This window comes from Salinicola corii (assembly GCF_008298015.1).
GTDB lineage: Bacteria > Pseudomonadota > Gammaproteobacteria > Pseudomonadales > Halomonadaceae > Salinicola > Salinicola corii.
On record NZ_VTPX01000019.1, the window covers coordinates 1 to 20,932 of the forward strand.

Annotated in this window: 22 protein-coding genes; 17 read left to right on the top strand and 5 right to left on the bottom strand. The window is 55.9% G+C overall.

The window, feature by feature from the left end; translation table 11 throughout:
- The first annotated feature begins 108 nt into the window (after nt 1–108).
- The 11 genes from F0A16_RS19950 to F0A16_RS20000 all read left to right on the top strand — a co-directional run bounded on the left by F0A16_RS19950 (nt 109) and on the right by F0A16_RS20000 (nt 9,238).
- Nucleotides 109–468, top strand: coding sequence for an AvrD family protein (locus F0A16_RS19950; RefSeq protein WP_149437554.1), 360 nt, complete (start codon nt 109–111; stop codon nt 466–468).
- 7 nt (nt 469–475) lie between these two features.
- Nucleotides 476–1,480, top strand: coding sequence for a beta-ketoacyl-ACP synthase III (locus tag F0A16_RS19955; RefSeq protein ID WP_149437556.1), 1,005 nt, complete (start codon nt 476–478; stop codon nt 1,478–1,480).
- Nucleotides 1,481–1,498: 18 nt separating this feature from the next.
- Nucleotides 1,499–1,744, top strand: coding sequence for an acyl carrier protein (locus F0A16_RS19960; protein WP_149437557.1), 246 nt, complete (start codon nt 1,499–1,501; stop codon nt 1,742–1,744).
- Nucleotides 1,741–2,313, top strand: a complete 573-nt coding sequence (locus tag F0A16_RS19965; RefSeq protein ID WP_149437558.1) for a histidine phosphatase family protein — start codon at nt 1,741–1,743, stop codon at nt 2,311–2,313. The genes F0A16_RS19960 and F0A16_RS19965 overlap by 4 nt, the downstream gene beginning before the upstream one ends.
- Before the next feature lie 8 nt (nt 2,314–2,321).
- Nucleotides 2,322–2,600 (top strand): putative quinol monooxygenase, encoded by a 279-nt coding sequence (locus tag F0A16_RS19970; protein ID WP_149437559.1) that lies wholly within the window; start codon nt 2,322–2,324, stop codon nt 2,598–2,600.
- A gap of 19 nt (nt 2,601–2,619) precedes the next feature.
- On the top strand, nt 2,620–4,080 hold the full coding sequence (locus F0A16_RS19975; RefSeq protein ID WP_149437560.1) for an MFS transporter: 1,461 nt from the start codon (nt 2,620–2,622) through the stop codon (nt 4,078–4,080).
- A complete protein-coding gene (locus F0A16_RS19980) occupies nt 4,061–5,605 on the top strand; it encodes an FAD-dependent oxidoreductase (RefSeq protein ID WP_149437561.1) in 1,545 nt (514 codons plus the stop codon). The genes F0A16_RS19975 and F0A16_RS19980 overlap by 20 nt, the downstream gene beginning before the upstream one ends.
- Nucleotides 5,606–5,608: 3 nt before the next feature.
- Nucleotides 5,609–6,154, top strand: coding sequence for a carboxymuconolactone decarboxylase family protein (locus F0A16_RS19985; RefSeq protein ID WP_149437562.1), 546 nt, complete (start codon nt 5,609–5,611; stop codon nt 6,152–6,154).
- An 11-nt stretch (nt 6,155–6,165) separates the two neighbouring features.
- Entirely contained in the window at nt 6,166–7,140 is a 975-nt protein-coding gene (locus F0A16_RS19990; RefSeq protein ID WP_149437564.1) for an aldo/keto reductase, read from the top strand.
- A gap of 15 nt (nt 7,141–7,155) precedes the next feature.
- The gene (locus tag F0A16_RS19995; protein ID WP_149437566.1) at nt 7,156–8,115 is read left to right on the top strand and encodes an SDR family NAD(P)-dependent oxidoreductase; all 960 of its coding nucleotides are present in this window, start codon (nt 7,156–7,158) and stop codon (nt 8,113–8,115) included.
- A 721-nt stretch (nt 8,116–8,836) separates the two neighbouring features.
- On the top strand, nt 8,837–9,238 hold the full coding sequence (locus F0A16_RS20000; RefSeq protein ID WP_149437568.1) for a TetR-like C-terminal domain-containing protein: 402 nt from the start codon (nt 8,837–8,839) through the stop codon (nt 9,236–9,238).
- 95 nt (nt 9,239–9,333) lie between these two features.
- Here the strand turns inward: F0A16_RS20000 and F0A16_RS22060 are convergent, their stop codons facing one another.
- A complete protein-coding gene (locus F0A16_RS22060; RefSeq protein WP_239023909.1) occupies nt 9,334–9,591 on the bottom strand; it encodes a hypothetical protein in 258 nt (85 codons plus the stop codon).
- 199 nt (nt 9,592–9,790) lie between these two features.
- Between F0A16_RS22060 and F0A16_RS20010 the strand changes: the two genes are divergently transcribed.
- Nucleotides 9,791–10,390: a TetR/AcrR family transcriptional regulator gene (locus F0A16_RS20010; RefSeq protein ID WP_187776090.1), complete on the top strand. Its 600-nt coding sequence runs from the start codon at nt 9,791–9,793 to the stop codon at nt 10,388–10,390.
- 18 nt (nt 10,391–10,408) lie between these two features.
- Here F0A16_RS20010 and asd read toward each other — a convergent pair whose 3' ends face one another.
- Nucleotides 10,409–11,254, bottom strand: coding sequence for an archaetidylserine decarboxylase (gene asd / locus F0A16_RS20015; protein WP_420853089.1), 846 nt, complete (start codon nt 11,252–11,254; stop codon nt 10,409–10,411).
- A gap of 131 nt (nt 11,255–11,385) precedes the next feature.
- Complete coding sequence (locus F0A16_RS20020) at nt 11,386–12,216, bottom strand: sulfurtransferase (protein ID WP_149437574.1); 831 nt, start codon at nt 12,214–12,216, stop codon at nt 11,386–11,388.
- Between the two features lie 282 nt (nt 12,217–12,498).
- Between F0A16_RS20020 and F0A16_RS20025 the strand changes: the two genes are divergently transcribed.
- Nucleotides 12,499–13,815, top strand: coding sequence for an NCS2 family permease (locus F0A16_RS20025; protein ID WP_149437656.1), 1,317 nt, complete (start codon nt 12,499–12,501; stop codon nt 13,813–13,815).
- Nucleotides 13,816–14,278: 463 nt separating this feature from the next.
- Here the strand turns inward: F0A16_RS20025 and rsgA are convergent, their stop codons facing one another.
- On the bottom strand, nt 14,279–15,322 hold the full coding sequence (rsgA, locus tag F0A16_RS20030; protein WP_149437577.1) for a small ribosomal subunit biogenesis GTPase RsgA: 1,044 nt from the start codon (nt 15,320–15,322) through the stop codon (nt 14,279–14,281).
- A gap of 170 nt (nt 15,323–15,492) precedes the next feature.
- On the opposite strand from rsgA, the gene orn reads away from it, so the two are divergent.
- Nucleotides 15,493–16,062 carry an oligoribonuclease gene (gene orn / locus F0A16_RS20035; protein WP_149437579.1) on the top strand — a complete coding sequence of 190 codons (570 nt, stop codon included), beginning with the start codon at nt 15,493–15,495 and terminating at the stop codon, nt 16,060–16,062.
- A gap of 35 nt (nt 16,063–16,097) precedes the next feature.
- Here the strand turns inward: orn and queG are convergent, their stop codons facing one another.
- Nucleotides 16,098–17,189: a tRNA epoxyqueuosine(34) reductase QueG gene (gene queG / locus F0A16_RS20040; RefSeq protein WP_149437581.1), complete on the bottom strand. Its 1,092-nt coding sequence runs from the start codon at nt 17,187–17,189 to the stop codon at nt 16,098–16,100.
- A gap of 124 nt (nt 17,190–17,313) precedes the next feature.
- Between queG and F0A16_RS20045 the strand changes: the two genes are divergently transcribed.
- The 3 genes from F0A16_RS20045 (at nt 17,314) to F0A16_RS20055 (ending at nt 20,916) form a co-directional block, all read left to right on the top strand.
- Nucleotides 17,314–18,831: an NAD(P)H-hydrate dehydratase gene (locus F0A16_RS20045; RefSeq protein ID WP_149437583.1), complete on the top strand. Its 1,518-nt coding sequence runs from the start codon at nt 17,314–17,316 to the stop codon at nt 18,829–18,831.
- Nucleotides 18,815–19,294 (top strand): tRNA (adenosine(37)-N6)-threonylcarbamoyltransferase complex ATPase subunit type 1 TsaE, encoded by a 480-nt coding sequence (gene tsaE, locus F0A16_RS20050; RefSeq protein WP_149437585.1) that lies wholly within the window; start codon nt 18,815–18,817, stop codon nt 19,292–19,294. Before F0A16_RS20045 ends, tsaE begins: the two co-directional genes overlap by 17 nt.
- Nucleotides 19,295–19,488: 194 nt before the next feature.
- Complete coding sequence (locus tag F0A16_RS20055; RefSeq protein WP_149437658.1) at nt 19,489–20,916, top strand: N-acetylmuramoyl-L-alanine amidase; 1,428 nt, start codon at nt 19,489–19,491, stop codon at nt 20,914–20,916.
- Nucleotides 20,917–20,932: the final 16 nt, after the last annotated feature.

Sequence of the window (20,932 nt, forward strand, 5' to 3'; positions counted from 1 at the left end):
ATGGAATGAGTTGCCTGCATCAACATGATGGCAGCTCTCTCTTCGGCGCAGAGATGGTGATAGCAATGAGTCATGACAACACCTTAGCTAACAGTTCGGGTGTTGCACTTGGTTATCGAGACCGCCAAATTTGAAAGTGAAGCAATGGTGATTAAAACCGTCAATGGCGAAAAATGTGAGCACATTGATTATATCGATGTTTTTGTTTCAGCTCTCCAGTTGGGGCAAATACTTCTATATGAGCTTGATGACGTAACCCGTGAAGAGTCCAATAATCTTTGGATGAGGAATGTTAGTTTTAAAACTTTGCAAAAGACAGATGTGCCTCTGGGAAATAACCTGGATGTTACCCTGGAAAATACAAGCCTAGTGAACAAAGACGATGCTGAATGGCGAAGCGCAGATATCGTTGCGAGCTTGGATCATATTCAGGTTAGGTGTTCTGTTGCTCATCAATTAAATCGTTGAGGTCATTATGGGCGTAAAAATAATCGGACTGGGTGCATCTGTGCCGCTGAAACTAGTGACAAATGAAGAATTATCGAGGGTACTCGATACGAGTGATGAATGGATCACAACGAGAACGGGAATAAAGAGAAGGCATCATTCTTCTTCGAGTGAAACAACTAGTTATCTTTCATACAAAGCCGGTGTTGCGGCGTTAAGGAGCGTCACCCATTCCGATGACAGTGATGTCGACACACTGATTGTTGCTACGTCCACGCCTGACAGAAGATGCCCCGCCACTGCACCTAAAGTTGCAGCGATGCTGAGACTTGGGAAAATTAGAGCACTTGATATTAATGCAGTATGCACAGGTTTTATCTACGCTCTGGAATTGGCCGATGCTCTGATCCGATCAGGAAAATCCAAAAAGTTAATGCTAATTGGTGCAGATGTGTTTACTACCATATTGAATAAGCAGGACAGAACGACATATCCATTATTTGGTGATGCTGCCGGGGCAATGATTTTAACCAACAGCGATGACGACAATATTCTTTCAACTTACACAGGCAGTGATGGCGAATATGAAAATCTGATTACGATTCCTGATGGCGGCACCGAATCCGCACTCCGCCCAGATGGTGTCAATGCAGATGTATTTTTCAGAATGGAAGGTAAAGAAGTTTTCCTGAAAGCCATTGCGCATATGAAAGAATCTGTAAGTGAAGCGCTGAACTTAAGTGGGTTGTCTAAAGAAAACGTGGATTATATTGTTCCCCATCAGGCTAATAAAAGAATCATTGACACTATTTCTCAGCTATTTGAACTGAATAAAGACCAGGCTCTGATGAGTCTTGAAGAATACGGAAATACTTCGGCAGCTTCAATTCCTATCACTCTGGTCAGGCATGTTAAAGTAGGTACAATAAAACCTGGAAATAAGATCGTGGTGACTGCGTTTGGAGGGGGGATTACCTGGGGAGCAGCTGTACTCCGCTGGCCCGATGAGAAAATTAATGCAAATGTAATCTGAAAAACTAGAGGTGTCCTAATGGAAAATCTAATTTTTAGCCGCATTAAAGAGCTTCTCGTGGATAAATACTATGTTCCCGCAGAAAAAGTAACAGACAGTGTGGTATACGACGATCTTGGATTAGATTCGCTGGTGCTACTGGAAATTTCAGTTACTCTCGAAAAAGAGTTTGGTCTTAAAATACCAGACGGGATTGTTTCATCTGAAATGGCTATTGAGTATTCAGTTAAATCTATCCTTCGTAATAATGCGAATGTTACATGATCTATCTGATGAGGCATGGTGAAACGTCATTTAACGTAGAAGGAAGGCTTTTAGGCCAGACTAATATTCCGTTATGCCCAATCGGCGTTGAAAATGTTAAGCAGACAGCCAAGTTTCTAAGAAATCTGAAGATAGGTGTTATTTTCAGCTCTCCCTATCTGCGTGCGATTCAGACTGCTGACATTCTGGCATCTGCGACTGGCACCATGGTGAGAGTAAATAAGGATTTTAGAGAGAGAAATCTTGGAATAATGGACGGGCAGTACAAAAATAGTCCGGAATGGGCCGCTTTAGTCGCTCGGTTAGGTGAAAAGGAATTTATTCCACCTGAAGGTGAACCCGTGGATGCATGCATAGGACGATTTTCACGAGCGCTGGAGTTTGTGACGAAGGGCGCGTCAGGTAATGTGCTAATTGTTTCCCACGGTGGTGTCATCTCGCTTTATATGAGATACATACTGAGGGTTGAATCCGAGCAGTCATTTCTGGACAACTGCGCTTTTCACGCGCTTGATACCGGTGCATATAAGAAATCATGCGTTGAGCAGTTAAATACATCATTTTTGTGAGGATATACATGAGTTTAAATATTGTTGTTTTCATTATACCTGAGGCGGGTTTTTTTAAAGAATTTGGTCGTAAGCTTGCTATTTTGAAAGAACTTACCATAAATGAAAATGGTTGTGAAATCTTCGATGTGTACATTTTCGAAAATAAATATGTTCTGATTGAGCGCTGGGCCGATCAGGCAGCTATTGATGCTCATATGAGAGAAATATATACAGAGGAATTTATCAACCAGACGAAAGCACACCTTGAAGGAATAGAGGTTTACAGACTAGAAAGTACTCAGTAACCAGACTTAAGAGGTCGGTATGGCGGAAGCCCGGTTTAACAGAATGGAAATACATGTTTTGCTGACAGTATGTCTGTCGATGTTTATTATTCCATTGACGATTACATCTTCGAGCATTCTGAATCTTTCAATAATGAACGATTATTCTCTGAAATATCAGGAGGCTCAATGGTTCATTAATATATTTATGGTCATGTACGCCGCCTTTCTGCCAGTGACCGGATCTATATCTGATTATGTTGGTAAAAAGAATGTGTTTTTATTTGGCCTTGCACTTTTAGCGATGGGTTTCCTGCTGGGCGGGCTGGCTAACAATTATATGCTTCTACTAGCGTCCCGTGCCGTTAGCGGCATAGCTGCCGCAGCAGTAACCACGTCGGCAACGTCTCTTCTGGCATCGCACGTTGATAAAACAAAGAAAGCTCGTGCATTCTCAATCTTTGGCGTGTTTCTCGGCATTGGGATGATCAGCGGTCCGCTTATTGCCTCGGGGTTGAGCTATATTGACCACGGGTGGCTAATCTTCAGTGCTGGGATGGCCTCGTTTTTATTTGTCATGTTAATTTCACTGGTTTTAATTTCCGCAAAAGCTCATCGTGCCAGCCATCCTTTTGACTGGGTCGGCGGGTTTCTATTAACGGTGTTTTTGCTTTCTTCCGTTATGGTGGTGTCATTCCTGCCGGTCTGGACATTCAACAATCCCCGGACACTGAGCCTGCTGCTGGTATCAGTTCTGATCGGGTCTCTGCTTTATCGGGTTGAAAGAAAATCAGAGTATCCGTTGATTGACATTCGTATTTTCAGAAATCGTGACTTCTCAGCGATGAGCATCACGTCTTTACTTCTTGGATTTGGGTATATTAGTGTGCTATTTTATTTCCCGCTATATCTGAGTAAAGTGACGGAATTTTCAGCCTTGCAGATGGGCTCAATCATGACGGCTGCGACATTGCCATCTCTTGTTTTTCCGTCAATTATCGCGAAATTCAGGAGCAAGCTCAGTGATGCATTTTTGTTAAAGGTTACGCTTTTTTTTCTGATCTCTTCGCCGCTTTTTTTGTCAAAAATCACAGGAAGTGAAAGTGTTTTATTACATCAAATAGCAATGTTTTTGTTTGGGGCTTCTTTCGGTATATCGCTGTCTTATATTGACGGGGTGGCCGTTAACTCCGTTCCTGCTCATCAGGCAGGATTGGCCGCGGGCACATTTAATACCTTCAGAATTGGCGGGGAATCTATTTTCATTCCTCTGACTTCTTCGGTTGCCACATTATTAAATACCACCTTGGGCGGCAAGGTGGAGCACACACTCAATATGGGTTATCGATTCATTGGTAATGCACATGAAAGTTTTATTACATCTACGTCACTGCTGCTAATAGTGGTATCGGTTTTATGTTTTATTTTTTCAGTAGTGATTCTGAATTTTTGTCGTCTCAATAAAAATCGAGATCAAGTTCATGAAATTTCACAAGAGTGAGAATAGTGTATTAATCGTTGGTGGTGGCCCTGTGGGCATGCTAGCCGCATTGGAGTTATCTCTTTTTGGTATCAAGGCAAGAATTATTTCCAAGCATGAGCGTTACTCGCCGCATTCAAAAGCGACGATCATCTGGCCCCGGGTACTGGAGCTACTCTCTCGCACTGGTGTCTCTGAGGGCGTTATTAATTCCGGTCATTACTTTGATCAAATGAATTATTACTCGAACAAGAAAATGATTGGTAACATCTGCTTTGATCGTCTAAAATACACCAACTATCGCTATGGTATTACGATCCCTCAGTGGAAAACTGAAGAAGTTCTGGAGAACCGACTTAATGAAGAAGGTATCCAGATTGAATATGGTTTCGAGTTCATTAACGGCCATAACAGCCATGATCAGGTTAATGTAACGCTACGTAATCCGGATGGGAAGGTTACTCACGAATCCTTTGCGTGGGTTATTGGTGCGGACGGCTACTCGAGTAAAGTTAGGGAATGTTTTGGTTTCACTTTTGATGGCTTCCAGATGGAGACCAGGCTTGCAATTACCGATGCAGAGCTAGTCAGCGAATCCACCAGTCGTGAGGTAGGGTATTACCTGCACCGCAAAGGTAATATGGTGCTGGCCCCGATAGGAGATGGCCTCTTCCGCGTCGGGGCAAGTGTGCCTGCTGACTACAAGGGTGAAATTAACCGTGAGTTTTTCGAAACGATTTTAAGAGACCGTGCTCCGGGTAAGAAATCATTGGGGCATATGAATTTCTGCGGAATTTTTAACGCCCATGTTCGTTCAGCGTCGTCTTACAGAAATGAAAATGTCTTTCTTGTGGGCGATGCGGCTCATGCAATGAGCCCTTCTGGTGCACAGGGAATGAACTGTGGGTTTCAGGATGTGGTGAACCTCGGGTGGAAACTGGCCGGTGTCATTCTCGGGAAGTACAAACCATCGCTTCTCGATTCTTATTCAGAAGAGAGAGTCAATGGTGTTAATCGCACATCTAAACTTTCAACATTTCTGGCTAACGTCAGCCTATATGAAAATCGACAGGCAATATTTGCCAGAGACGTAGCATTCAGAATGGCATCCCGAACCGGGCTAGTGGATAAATTTCTTTCGCCGCGTATTGCTCAAATAGATATTCCCCACGGCGAGCTTCCTGAAGGTAAAAATTTACTGGAGCCAGGAAGACGTATTCCGCTTGAATGGCACAGAAATTTGCTGTCTCCGCATCTCAGCCTGACAAAATATACGATTCTTTTCTGGCCGGGTGATCATTATATCTATTCGGAATGGCTAGCCTATTTCGAGAAAGCTTCTGAAGCTGTAAAAGGTGCATGTCTTATTAATCTGAGCGGAAAGGTTCTCGGGCTGTTAAAGGGGCTTCTGCCCAGTGTATCTGTGTGCATTGTTGTTCGTCCGGATGGTTTTATTAGTGATTTAATTGATATAAATGGAGGTGGTTGTAACGAAGTGTTTGGTGTTCTGAATGGTATAATTGATCAAAGTCGTCCACGAGGATAAATTATGAATAATTCACTTGTTCAGCTTAAAGATGTTAGTGATTTTACTCCGGAGGAGTTCAGTGTTTATGAAAAGTTTCCATCGAACCTGACTCGCAGCCTGCTTTTGACAAAGTGTTCAGCAGGCCCTCATTTGGCGTTGGGCGGTGCAATTACTCAGGGCTATCTCAATGATTATGAGCGTGAAATTATTGTGATGCGCGTGGCAAAACTCGTGGATAGTGAGTTTGAACGCCTGATCCATTATCCATTAGCAATTAAAGCTGGGTTATCGGAACAGGAAATTAGTGATATCGAAAGCGGCAATTACGACGCGATGGAACCCTGCCGTCAGGCTATGGTTCACTACATAACCGAGTGTATTAACGATGGCAAAGCCTCGCCTGCTGCGTTTCGCAAGCTTAACGAATTCTATTCTCAGGGCGAGATCGCGGATGCAACACATTTGGCCGGGCACTGCTGGATGACCGCTATGTATCTTTCAAGTCTGGGTGTTCCCCTGGATGAACAGGAAACCTCATGGTCACGCCTTACTGAGCTAAACAACTGAGGAGATGACCCTTGATTTATTCTCACCTTGGTAATTCCGGCCTTGTTGTTTCGCGAATAGCGCTCGGATGCATGTCATTTGGAGAAGCATCCTTAGGGGCACACCTCTGGACTTTGGACTTTGAGAGTAGTAAAAAAATCATTGCTAAAGCGCTAGATTTGGGGGTTAATTTTTTTGACACAGCAAATATCTATTCATTGGGTTCGAGTGAAGAGATTTTGGGAGAATGCCTGAAACGACATGCAAGGCGTGATGATGTCGTGATTGCAACTAAGATCTATGAAAAGATGACTGACTCACCACAGTCAGGTGGGTTATCACGGAAGGAAATATTTTTCCAAGTTGATCAGAGTTTAAAGCGGTTGCAAACAGACTATATTGACTTGTATATTGTTCATCGATGGGATCCGAATACGCCAATCGAAGAGACAATGTCAGCGCTCAATGATTTGGTCCGCTATGGTAAGGTTCGCTATATAGGTGCTTCCTCAATGAAGGCCTGGCAGTTTATTAAGGCGCAAAACGTTGCGCGTAATAATGGCTGGACACCGTTCATTAGTATGCAGAATCATTACAACCTCATTAATAGAGAAGACGAGCGTGAAATGCTTCCTTACTGCTTCTCTGAGGGGGTTGGCGTCACGCCTTGGAGTCCACTTGCCCGGGGAAGGCTTGCCAGAAACGTGGAAACAATCCGAACACAGTCAGACAAGGTACAGTCATGGCTGTATGAGTCGGCTAAGGCCAGCGATGCAAAAATCATTACCGCACTTAACGAAATAGCTAAAAACAAAGAATGCAAGCCTGCGCACATAGCGCTCGCATGGCTGCTGTCCCGTCCCGGTGTGACATCTCCTATCATCGGGGCAACCTCAGTCGGGCAGCTCGCCGAGAATATCAAGAGTGTTGAAATTGTGCTGGATGAACACGAGATAGTTGCTCTAGAAGAGTTCTATACTCCTCATTCTCAAGCTGAGCTACAGTAAAATTAGGAAGGCAATATGACGGTTCAAAAACCGGTTAATTCAGGGTTTGATGCGTCCTCAACAGCATCTGATGTGCTCAAGGGCTTAAATCTGGAGGGAAAAACTGCCTTTATTACGGGTGGGCACTCTGGTCTTGGGTTTGAAGCAACAAAGGCTCTCTCCGCTGCGGGAGTACATGTTGTTGTGGGAGCTAGAGATGTGAAATCAGCTGCCTGCAACCTCAGTGAGCTGGACAACATCACTATTCTCCCTCTGGACCTTTCTGACATTGCTTCCGTCAGGAGCGTGGCCGCGCTTGTTTCTGCCAACCGTTATCAGTTCGATTACGTGCTGTGCAATGCCGGTGTCATGGCATGTCCTGAGCGCAGAGTGGGGCCGTACTGGGAATCCCAGTTTGCAACTAACCACATAGGCCATTATGTGCTGGTAAACTCAATTTGGAATAATATCCGTTCTGGTGGAAGGGTTGTCTGCGTTTCGTCAGCAGGACACCATAACTCGCCTATCCGGTGGGATGATATCCAGTTCACCGTCGGATACGATAAATGGCTTGCATACGGTCAGTCTAAAACCGCAAATGTATTGTTTGCGCTTCAACTGGATAATTACGGTAAAGAGTGCGGTGTTCGTGCGTTTTCATTGCATCCAGGGAAAATTTTCACTCCGTTGCAACGCCACCTGACTAATGAGGAAATGGTTGACGAAGGGTGGATGGATAAAGATGGAAACCCGATCGATCCGACCTTCAAATCTACTGCTCAGGGAGCAGCAACCGAAGTCTGGGCGGCTACCAGCCCTAAGCTGAATGGTCTCGGTGGGCTCTATTGCGAGGATTGCGATGTAACTGCACTCGCATCTGAGTATCCTGCCCCCTTCGTAGGTGTCTGCGAATATGCGGTTGACCCAGAGGAGGCGATTAAATTGTGGAAATTCACGGCTAGTCTGACAGGGATTAATGTCTTTTCTGATAAATAACATCTTTTGAATGACGTAGGCTGGCCTTGGTAGTCTGCATTTTTTCGATAAAGCTTGTTGATTTTTTTTCGTTACCTCTCTCGCGTTAGTTGTCTTGATTGGTAGGCGATAATTAAAATGACCAGCTTTTTTGTGCGCTAAAACTCAAGCTCATTTTACCTATGCCATTTTTGGAATGACTTCCTGCTTTTCGGCGTCGCCATGGCCTTGGGTTAATTAGGCTCCCGATTCCCGATGGCACTGGGCTATCTCGCGGCCTTGGTCAATGAGCATGGTCCGTCGGCCCTGACGTGAAAGTCGGTTGGCGGCGGTCAAACGGCGGGGCCGACTCCAACGATAGCGACGTCACAAGCCGCCATGGATCGATAGCCTAGGGCGTTTGTGCGGATATGACGAATCGATGTTTGTCCCAGGGGAAATGGGCGCCACTCAATCTGTTTAAGGTATCGTTGGCTACAAATAAAGAAGGATTTGATACGGACCGATTCGTATCCAATGGCATCTTAATCTCAAGTGTCGTTTTCGACAAGGATGTCATTGATGTCTACAGCTTCCTCTTAATGAGGCTCAGACGGTCACCTAGTGCCACGGCTTCGCCCAAAGCGATGGAGCTGGAGATCAAGGATGGGATCCATCATACCACCATTGAGCGAATCTCCGCCTTTTCGGCCAAACCGACCATTTACCGGCGTTAACCGAATGTAGGTACCATCGTCATGGAATGCGTTTCTGGAAGATTGGGCCGGTCATCGCGTATGACTCGAACCTTCCTGTCGTGACGAATTTCCGTCATAGCGTCACGGTGCTGGTCGAAATCTTCAATGGGCCTTACGGCCGGTTGCTGCAGCACTTGCTGGGTGCGGCGCAGTCTGACCCTGAACTGGGCGAGGCGTTCGCCAAGCGCTGGATCGAGCCCAGGCGACAAATGGGGCGGGAGGCCATTGTCGAGGCCGTCAAGAAAGGAGAACTCGATCCGGAACTCGATCCGGAATTGAGTATGGACCTCATTTATGGCGTGGTTTATTACCGGTTGACGGTCTCATTCAGCGCGATGGATGACGGCTTTATCGAAGCCATCGTGGATCGGGACCTGGGAGGCTATCTGGTCGGAAGGAGCGTTTGAAGCCGTTGTTATGGGGTAGGTGGGTCGTTGTTATGGGGTAGGTGGGTTATCGTCGTGTTTGGTTCGCGGCGGCACTCAGGTGCCGCCGCGTTTTTTTATACTGGGCATTCGCCGAGTGCAGTCACGCGCCCTAGGCACATTACCACCGTGGCGCCGAGTTTGAAGTGGCCCTTTTCGATCACAGTCGGCTCATCGAAACGGGTCGTCTGCAGCGTCAGCTTGAGGTCGAGATTGAAAAATGTCTGGAAGACGGCCTGCTCGCTGGGCTGGTCGATACGAAACTCGACGTCCCTGACCAGAGAGTCTTTGGGCGGCCAGTCCGGCGGGGCCGGCTCCGGCGATGGTGACGTCATAACTCTCCATCGTAACTCTCCATGATGAGGCCTCGAGCAGTAATGCGTGTCGAACGAAGATGGGATGCCCGCGACAACGGGGTCGGCGGGATCTGGGTCGCGGCAGGGGTAACAGTTTTTTACTAAAAAATGATACGATACGGTAATCATCCTATACTACCGTATCTTTCAGGAGCTGTTTTTGACAAGGATGTCTTCCATGCCCGTCGTTTCTCCTGCACGCCCAGGTCGGCCACGCAGCGCCACGGCTTCTGCCGAGGTGATGCGAACAGCCTTGGAACTGGCGCTGGAGGGAGGAATTCACCATGCCACCGTCGAGCGGATAGTCAGCGTCTCGGGTGTGGCCAAGTCGACCATCTACCGACGTTGGCCAAATGCGGTTGCCATCGTCATGGATGCCTTTCTGGAAGCGGTAGGGCCGAGCATCGCCTACGATGACGAACTGCCCGTCGTTGCCAGTTTCCGGCGCAGCGTGCTGGCGCTGGCCGAGGTGCTCAATGGCCCTCATGGCCGCTTGCTGCAGTATCTGCTGGGCGCCGCCCAATCCGACCCCGTACTGAGCCGTGCCTTCGTCGAGCGCTGGATCGGACCGCGTCGCCAGATGGGCCGGCAAGCCATCGTCGGTGCCGTCGAGCGAGGCGAGCTCAGCCCGGAGATCGATCCGGACCTGAGCATGGATCTGATCTATGGCGCGGTCTACTACCGGCTATCGGTCTCCTTTTGCGACATCGACCAGGATTTCGTCGAAGCCGTCATCGATCGGGCGCTGGGACCCTATGTACGGGACCGGCTCGACTGATAGCCGGTGTCAGCCGGTTCACGCTGTCCCTGGCAGCGCGCCCATCGTCTGCCCCATGCTGATCGGGCTGCCCTCGGGATCGAAGTCGCCAAAGGCGGTCTCTCTCCCCAGGCACATCACCACCGTGGAACCGAGCTTGAAGCGGCTCATCTCCCGTCCTTTCTCGATCACGATCGGCTCGTCGAAGCGGGTTGTCTGGATGCGGCCGCTCAGCGGCGTGACCTGACCGGCCCAGGTGGTTTCGATGGCGGCCACGATCATCGCGCCGACCAGCACCATGGCCAGCGGCCCGTGCTCGGTATCGAAGAGACAGACCAACCGCTCGTTGCGCGCGAACAGCCCCGGTACATGGTTGGCGGTGGCGCTGTTGACCGAGAACAGCCGTCCCGGGACATAGGTCATCTCACGCAGTGTGCCGGTCATCGGCATATGTACCCGGTGATAATCCTTGGGCGATAGATAGACCGTGGCGAAGCTGCCCTGGCGAAACGGCGCCGCTCGCGAGACGTCGCCGCCCAGCAGGGCGCTGAGCGAGTAGGTCTGGCCCTTGGCCTGGATCAGGGTGCCGTGTTCGATACGACCGTAGCGTGACAGCACGCCATCGGCGGGAGACACCAGGCCTTCGCCGATGGGGCGGGCCTCGGGTTTGAGCGCGCGGGTGAAGAAATCGTTGAAGCAGGCATAGGCGCCAGGATCCGGCTGCAGGGCCTGGGTCATGTCGACGCCGTAGGTCTGGATGAAGCGCCGGATGAACAGGTCCTTGACCCAGGGGACCCGACTATCGGCGATCCGGCCGATCAGTCGCGAGATCGCGTGGTGAGGTAACGGGTACTGAATTCTGGCGAAGAGTTCCTGGCGATCCACGATGGTATCGATCCCGAGTTAGAGGGCGATACAAGGTAGCGGCACTACCGTTGACGTGCAATAGACCACGAGCTTCGAGCAAAGGTGTGCGAACGTCCGGCGTTCGCAATGGCGGTTCTCGCGGCGAGCGGTCATTTCTCGATCGGCGTATCGTCGCGGTTGCCCCACTCCTTCCAGGAGCCGGGGTAGGCGCGGACGTTGTCGTAGCCGAGCGCCTTGGCGGCAAGCCAGGTCAGCCCGCTGCGGTGGTGGGTCTGGCAGTGGGTGACGATCTCCTTGTCCTGGGTCAGGCCGCGTGCCTCCAGTTCGGAGACCAACTCGGCGTAATCGCGCAGACGCAGGTCGCGGCTCTTGTCCATCACGTCGAGCCAATCGACATTGACCGCGCCAGGGATATGCCCGAGCTTGCGGTTGTCGCCTTTGAGACCGCGGTACTCCTCGTTGGAGCGCGCATCCCAGATCGCCAGTCGCGGATCGCCGAGACGCTCGATCAGCTCTTCACGGCGGATCTGCACGGCCGGGTTGAGGTAGGCGGCTTCGTACTCGCTCGGCGTCGAGGAGGCCGGCGTCGTGGAGACCGGTTGACCGTCGGCGCGCCAGGCGTGGATACCGCCATTGAGATACGAATAACGGCGATGTCCGATCAGTTCCAGCGTCCACAACAGACGGCCAGCCCAGCCGCCGCCCTCATCGTCGTAGGCGACGACGTGAGTCTCCGACGTCAGCCCGAGTTCGGAAAACAGCACGCTCAGGGCTGCTTCTGATGGGACATCGTTGGGTATATCCCCTGAGCCTGCCAGCAGGCGGCGAGAGTCGAGAAAGATTGCGCCGGGCACATGGCCCGAGTCGTAGCTATCGGCCTTGAGTGGTACATCGATGATCAGTATATGGGGATCATCGAGATGTCGCGTCAGCGTGGCCGGATCCAGAATCAACGGCAACTGAGGAATTTCCGAACTCATGAGCGGTGACTCCTGTCGTGATCGTGATGCGGCAATAGACATGATGATGGCACACGTGCCTGTCGCCAGGATAGCGTCACGGAGCGGATCCGCTATACTGCGCGCCGCTCGAGAGTGGCCTCCACCCGTTCGCAAGGTCGAATTCGGACGGGATTTTTCGGCCTGATGACCTTTCGGCCCTTTTCATTGGAACGATCCTCGTATACAAAATTCACGGACGCGAGCGGTTCGCGTCACCAATAACAATCATGATTGCCAGGAGATTGCTGCGTGCTCGAAAAAATGTTCTCTCTGCGCTCGCTGGAAACGACGGTGAAGACCGAAGTGCTGGCGGGCGTCGCGACCTTCCTGGCGGCGATGTACATCATCGTGGTCAATCCCTCGATCCTCTCCAGTGCCGGCGTGCCGTTCGCTGGCGCCCTGACGGCGACGGTGCTGATCAGTTTCTTCGGCAGCGTGATGATGGGGCTCTACGCGCGCAACCCGATCCTGGTGGCGCCGGGTATGGGGATCAACGCGCTGTTCACCTACACCATGGTGCTGGGGGCGGGTATCGAGTGGCAGACCGCGCTGGGCTGCGTGTTCTGGTCCGGTGTGCTGTTCGGGATTCTGGCGCTGTTCAACGTGCGCCGCTACGTGGTCGACGCCATCCCGGCGACGCTGCGTCATGCCATCGCCTGTGGCATTGGCTTGTTCATCACCGTCATTGGCCTGGTCAATGCCGGGATGCTGGTCTCCAATCCGGCGACGGTGGTCGGTCTGGGCGAGATGACGCCGACGCTGGTGACGTTCCTGATCGGGTTGGGCATCACCGCCGTACTGGTCGCTCGTCGCATCCAGGGCGCGCTGATCCTGGGGATCGTCATCACCACGATACTCGCCATTCCCATCGGCCGGCTGTGGGGCGATGCCAGTGCCATGTCGCCGACCGGGGCGCCGACGCTGGTCAACTTCCAGGGCCTCTTTGCCTGGCCGGATTTCGGGGCGCTGTGGCAGGTCGACTTCGTCGGCGCGTTGTCGGTGGCCTACTGGCCGTTCATCTTCGTGATCCTGTTCACCACCTTCTTCGACGCGATGTCGACCTTCATCGGCGTCTGTCAGGCCGGCAACCTGCTCGACGAGGATGGCGAGCCGCGCAACATTCGCCGTTCGATGATGGTGGACGCCTTCTCGGCGTTGATCTCCGCACCGCTGGGCACCAGCCCGGCCAACGCCTATGTCGAGTCCGCGGCCGGTATCAGTCAGGGCGGTCGGTCGGGTCTGGTCGCCGTGGTCGCCGGTCTGCTGTTCCTGCCGTTCCTGTTCCTGTCGCCGCTGCTGGCACTGGTGCCGGCCATCGCCACCGCGCCAGCCCTGATCATGGTGGGCGTCTTCATGCTCTCGCCGATCCGCACCATCGACTGGCAGCAGTACGACGACGCGATCCCGGCCTTCGTGGCGATGATGCTGATCCCGCTGACCTACTCGATCACCCACGGCGTGGTGTTCGGCTTCCTGACGTTCGTGGTGGTCAAGGTCGGCGTGGGCAAGGCAAAGGAAGTGCGCCCGGCCATGTGGGTACTGTTCTTGCTGTCCATTCTGATGTTGTTCGAGGGCTGATCCAGGGCTGATCCAGACTCCTTTTGCTTAATCAGCCTTCGTTAACGCGGCATGGGCACTCCCGAGCCAAGTTGGTTTGTTGTTGGTCAGGTTGATTTGCTCGAAGTCTCGCACCCTGGACGCCTTCCAGAACGGCGCTGAACGCAGAGCGTCGAGCCGGGTCTCGCGTCATGGATGACGAGAGATTGCAGTGGAACTACGACTGCCGAGTCCAATCCAGCCTATGGCTCACCGTGACGAGGGGGCTTAACGCTCGCCCCCTCGTCGCTCCCCCTCTTTTTGCGCCACAAGACGACGAAACCCTGAACGACTTTCCGCTTGCGCCTGGGTCGGCGCACAAGGACATCCCTGTCCAGGCGCGCCTCTTGTGGCATCCATGCCACAAGACCCGGCGCAACGGGAGCCGTTCAGCGTCGTCTCGAAAGGCGCCTGGGGCGGCGGCTTCGATAAACCTTGGTGACTCTCAGGACGCGGCGATGTCGTCTCTGATGCGCTGAAAGCTGGCGAAGCGCTGAGGATGGATCTCGCCGCGCTCGACGGCGTCGATAAGCGCACAGCCGGGTTCCCGGCGATGACGGCAGTCGCGGAAGCGGCAGCGGCCGAGAGAGGGGCGGAACTCGATGAAACCCTCGGCGAGCTCGTGCTCGTCGAGATGCCATAGCCCGAACTCGCGGATGCCGGGTGAGTCGATCAGGTCACCGCGACGCTCTCCATCGACCGTCGTTTCCAGCGGCAGCGGATAGAGGCGGGCCGTGGTGGTGGTGTGTTTGCCCTTGCGGGTATCCGTCGACAGCGCCCCGATCCGCAGGGTCTCGTCGGGAAGTAGCCTGTCGATCAACGAGGATTTGCCGACCCCGCTCTGGCCAACGAAGACGGAGGTTCGACCCGCCAGTTGCGCCCATAACCCTTCCAGCCCCTGCTCGCCGCGCGCCGAGGCTTCGATTAGCGGATACCCCAGCTCGCGATAGCGTGCCAGCATCGCGCGCAACGGCCCGCCCTCGGCTGGCAGCAGATCGCTCTTGTTGAGCACCAGCACGGGGGGAATCCCGGTGCTCTCGGCGGCGACCAGGTAGCGGTCGATCAGATTGGGGTGCGGTTCCGGCTCGACTGCCACCACGATCAGGATCTGGTCGATATTGGCGGCCACCGGCCGCAGTTGACCGTGGACATCGGGGCGCTCGAGCACGCTGTGACGCTCGCCGCGGGCGACCACCACGCCGCTGCCGTCGTTGGCCTGGCGCCAGATCACCTGATCGCCGGTCACCAGGCCTTCGAGATTGGCGCGGAGATGGCAGCGGTGCAGTCGAACCTGGTCGCCCTCGACGGATTCGACCTCCAGCGAGCGGCCGAAATGGGCGGCGACCCGGCCCGGGCGCTCGGCGCCGTACTCGCCGGCGTCGAGGCGCTCGCTGTCGCGCTCGTCCTTCTTCGAGGCGCGTTCGGCACGCTCGGCCTGGATCTTCTCGACCCGCCAGCGCTGCTGGCGGGTCAGTTTACGGCGGCTCATGATGGGTGTCGGCTCGCGGTTGTCTGAGGCTCAAGAGGGGAGTGAAGCCACCTCTGGTGTTTGCCCCTTCCTCGTGTCACGGGGGTAGAATGGCGGCATTGTAGCCGTTACCGACCTGCCGTGTCCGCCCGCGTCCGTGTGGCCGGAGGACACCGACCCTGGAGTTGTTCATGTCTGAACCATCCGCCGCTGGCGCCCGCAGCGATCTTCTGGTCTGGATAGACCTGGAAATGACCGGCCTCGACCCCGATCGGGAGCGAATCATCGAAGTGGCGACCCTGATCACCGACGACGAACTCAATCTGATCGCCGAAGGCCCGGTACTGGCGGTGCATCAACCGGATGCCCTGCTCGATGGGATGGATGAATGGAACCAGAAGACGCATGGAGAATCCGGACTGGTTCGGCGGGTCCGGGAGAGTGTCATCGATACGGCGGAAGCGGAGCGCCGCACGCTCGAGTTCCTGGCCACCTATGTCCTGCCCGGCAGCTCTCCGGTCTGCGGCAACAGCGTCCACCAGGACCGGCGCTTCATGGAGCGCGAGATGCCGGCGCTCAACAACTTCTTCCACTATCGCAATCTGGACGTCTCGACGTTGAAGGAACTGGCCAAGCGCTGGAATCCGGCGGTGGCCAACGGCTTCATCAAGCAGAACACCCATCAAGCACTGGACGACATTCGCGAGTCGCTGGCGGAGCTCAGGCACTACCGCGAAACCTTCCTGAAACTGCCCGCGTGATCGTCGATGGGGCGCCGGTCGTCCGCGGCCACGCCTCAGGCGCTGACGATGCGCGCTTCACGCTTGATCCGCTGTTCCTCGAGCGCCCAGCGCACATGCTCGCGAACCAGGTCGGAGGGGTACGCCAGGCGAGCTCGCAGGGCATGCTCGACGCGCTCGCTCCAGGGCGCATTGCCCAGGCCGATCGCCAGGTTGCGCAGCCAGCGCTCGTAGCCGATGCGTCGGATCGGGCTGCCTTCGGTGCGCTTGAGAAATTCGCTCTCGCTCCAGGCGAACAGGTCGATCAGCTCGGCGCGGTCCAGGTCATGGCGCGGCGCGAAATCCGGCTCTGCGCTGGCGCGAGTGAAGCGGGTGAAAGGGCAGAACAGCTGGCAGTCGTCGCAGCCGTAGACCCGATTGCCCATGGCCCGACGAAACTCGAGGGGAATGCTGCCGTGAAGCTCGATGGTCAGGTAGGAGATGCAGCGCCTGGCATCGATCACCTTGTCGTCGATGATGGCATCGGTCGGGCAGGCGGTCTGGCAACTGCTGCAGGAACCGCAGTGTTCGCGCTCGAAGGGCGGGTCCACCGGTAGCGGCAGGTCGGTATAGAGCTCGCCGAGGAAGAACAGCGAGCCGGCCTGCGGATCGAGCAGCATGGCGTTCTTGCCGAACCAGCCCAGTCCGGCCTTCTGGGCCAGGGCGCGCTCCATCACCGGGGCGGAGTCGACGAAGGCGCGATAGCCGATCTGGCCGACTTCTTCCTCGATCTTGCGCGCCAGCTGGTCCAGGCGCTTGCGGATCAGCTTGTGATAGTCGCGACCCAGGGCGTAGCGTGAAACATACGCCTTGTGCGGCTGTCCCAGTGTTCTGGTGGTCTCGACCTCGGGCGGCAGGTAATCCATGCGGGCGCTGATCACACGCAGCGTGCCGGGCACGAGTTGCTGCGGTCGCGTGCGCTTGCTCCCGTGCCTGGCCATGTAGTGCATCTCGCCGTGGTGCCCGGCCTCCAGCCAGCGCTGCAGATAGCGCTCATGGGTCTGCAGATCGGTATCCGTGATACCTATCGCCTGGAAGCCGAGCTCTCGTCCCCACTGTTTGACGCGTGAGGCGAGGTCGTTGAAATCGACGCTGGATGGTTGTGACATACCGCAGGGACGCAAGCAGGGGTGGGAGTGTCGGGTGCGCTACCCTACACCACTAATGAGCCGAGCGGCAGATATGGCACCACCCAATCGGCAAATTCTCTATCGAAAGATGACAGGAGTCACGATGACCGCCTCTTCTTTTCAGCGCCCGCTCTATCTCGCCGATCAGGTCCGTGAACTGGATCGCCGCGCCATCGATGCCGAGGGTGACGGCTTTGCCTTGATGCGCCGCGCCGGAGAGTCGGCCTACGAGGTGTTGTGTGCCCGGTGGCCGGGCATACGTCGCGTCTGCGTGCTGTGCGGTGGAGGCAACAATGGGGGCGATGGCTATATCGTCGCCGCGCTGGCTGCCGCCGATGGCGTGGCGGTCGACCTGGTGGCGCTGAAGCCGGTGGCCGAGCTCGAGGGCGATGCGCGGCGAGCAGCCGAGCTGGCGGCGGAAGCGGGGGTCGTGCCGGTTGCGTGGAATGACGAACTGACGCTGGATGGGGAGTTGATGGTCGACGCGATGCTGGGGACCGGGGCCCACGGCGCGCCGCGTCCCCCCTATGCCGCGGCGATTTCGGAGGTCAACGCCAGTGGCTGCCCGGTCATGGCGCTGGATGCGCCGTCGGGCGTCGATGTCGATACCGGTCATATCGAGACGGAAGCGGTGGCGGCGACGCTGACGGTCACGTTCGTTGGCGACAAGCTGGGTCTGCATACCGGTGCGGCCCTCGACGTGGTCGGCGATGTGATATATGCCCCGTTGGGCGTCGATCCACGGTCGCATGGCGGCATCGCGCCGGTCGCCTGGCTGCAGACGCGTCAAGATCTGGCCCGGGCCCTGCCACCGCGGAGGCCCGGCAGCCACAAGGGGATTTACGGCCATGTGCTGGTCGTGGCCGGCGCCCCGGGCATGGGCGGAGCGGCGCTGATGACCAGCGAGATGGTGGCGCGCGTCGGTGCCGGCAAGGTCAGTCTGGCCACCGACGCCGCGCACGTCTCCGCCAGCCTGACCCGGTTCCCCGAGATCATGGCGCGAGGCGTGCGTGGTGCGCCGGATCTGGAGGCGATGATCGAGTCCGCCGACACGGTGGCCATCGGCCCGGGCATCGGTAACGGTGCCTGGGGACAGGCGGCGCTGCGCAGCGTGCTCGACGCCGGCAAGCCCTGCGTGGTCGACGCCGATGCGCTCAACCTGCTGGCTCGCGAGGAGAGCGGTATCCACCGCGACGACTGGGTGCTGACGCCGCATCCCGGGGAGGCCGGGAGGCTGCTGGGAATTTCCACCGCCGAAGTGGAGCGGGATCGGCGCGATGCCGTGATCGCCCTGCAACGACGCTGGGGCGGCACTGTCGTGCTCAAGGGAGCCGGTACGCTGGTCTACGACGGCGATCGGCTCACGCTCTGCCCGTTCGGCAATCCCGGCATGGCCAGCGGCGGGATGGGCGATGCGCTGACCGGTATCATCGCCGGGCTGTCCGGCCAGCTCGCCTCGCTCGGAGAGGCTGCGAGGATCGGGGTGCTGCTCCATGCCCTGGCGGCGGATGCGGCAGCGCTGGATGCCGGCGAGCGTGGTCTGCTGGCGACTGATCTGGCATCCTATGCGCGAACTTTGGCCAACCCCCAACCTGTCTCGAGTCATGCCGATCACGCTTAACGACGAAGCCGCCCAGGTGGCCTTTGGTGAAATGCTGGGCCAGGCCCTGGCCGGTCGCGGCCAGGTTCATCTGATCGGTGACCTTGGCGCCGGCAAGACCACGCTGGCACGGGGCATACTCAGGGCTTATGGCCATGTCGGGGCGGTCAAGAGTCCGACCTACACGCTCGTCGAGCCCTACGAGACCGCGTCGGCCCGGATCTTTCATTTCGACCTCTACCGCCTCGGCGATCCCGAGGAGCTGGAATTCATGGGCGCTCGCGACATGCTGGGCAGCGATGCGCTGTGCCTGATCGAGTGGCCGAGCCGTGGCGCGGGTTGGTTGCCGGTCCCGGATCTGGAGGTTCGTCTGCAACTGGTATCCGATGGCCGGCGGGTGTCGGGAACTGCTTACAGTCAACAGGGACGAGCCGTCCTGGCAAGAATGCCGGCGTGCTTGAGTCACAAGGAAGATGAATGCTGAAAGACGTTCGAGAGATGTCGCCCTCGGTCACGACCGCTCGTCGCGATGTCCCGCCACGAATCGCCGGTAGGCTTGGGTATGCGCTACTACTGTTGCTGCCGCTGATCTCCTCGCTGGTCAGGTTGGCCGAGTCGGCCATGAGCCGTCTCATGGGGCGCCGGATAGGCTGTCTTGCGAGGCATGGGCGCGGAACGATGACAGCGCTGGTGTCCCTCTGCTGCCTGGGCGCGGCCGCGCAAGCGCAGGCGGTGGAGGTCCACAACATGCGCCTGTGGTCCGCGCCGGACCACGTCAGGCTGGTGTTCGACATGTCGGGGCCGGTCAATGCCAATGTCTTCACGCTGGATAGTCCCGACCGCGTCGTGATCGATCTCGACAGTACCGACCTGGATTTCGATGTCGACAAGCTCGATCTTGACGACAGCGCCATCTCCAAGGTGCGCACCGGCGTGCGCGAAAGCGGTGGGTTGCGTGTCGTGCTCGACGTCAATCGGAGCGTGGCACCCAAGAGTTTCACGCTGCCGCCCAACGAGCAGTACAGCGATCGTTTGGTGGTCGATCTCGACTATCCTGGCGCCAGCGCGGTCAAGGATCCCATCGATCCTATCGAGGCGATGATCCGGGACCAGGAGATCGCCGCGCAGCGGGCGCAGAAGGAGGCCGTTGCCGAGGGCAATCCGGAGCAGGCCGAGACGGTAGCGTCCGCCGTCGAGGCCCAGCCACATCCCAAGCGTGACATCATCGTCGCCGTCGACCCCGGTCATGGTGGTGAGGATCCCGGCGCGATCGGCCCTAACGGCACGCGCGAGAAGGATGTGGTGCTGGATATCGCGCGCAAGGTCAAGCAGCGCTTCGACCAGACGCCGGGGTTCAAGGCGTTTCTGACCCGAGACGGCGACTACTACATCGGCCTGCGCCAGCGCACCCTGATCGCACGCCAGCAGAAAGCCGATTTCTTCGTGTCGGTGCATGCCGATGCGGTGCGCAGCAGCCAGCCGTCCGGAAGCTCGGTCTACGCGCTGTCCCAAGGGGGGGCGACTTCGGAGACCGCACGGTGGCTGGCGGCGAGCGAGAACCAGTCCGACCTGATCGGCGGTGTCGACGGCAGCCTGAGTCTGGACGACAAGGACGAGGTGTTGCGCGGCGTGCTGCTCGATCTGACCATGACTGCGACGATGAACGACTCGCTGGCGACCGGCGGGCAGGTGATCGACCAGCTCGGGCGGATCAACAAGCTGCACAAGTCGAGCGTCGAGCAGGCCGGCTTCGTGGTGCTGAAGTCACCTGACATTCCGTCGCTGCTGGTGGAAACCGGGTTCATCTCGAACCCGCGTGAAGAGGCCCAGCTCAAGTCGTCCGCGCATCAGGCCAAGCTGGCCCAGGCGATCTACGAGGGGATCGTGGCCCACTTCCGCCAACATCCGCCGCCCTCGAGCCTCCTGGCGTGGCAGCGCGATCAGGGGCGTGGCGGCGCCAGCAACGAATACCGCGTTCAGAGAGGGGATTCGTTGTCTCAGGTGGCGGCGAGCCACAACATCAGCATGAAGGCGCTGAAGCAGGCCAATGGGCTGGATAGCGACATTCTGCGGGTTGGGCAGGTGTTGACCATTCCAGGAGGATGACGATGACAATCCATGC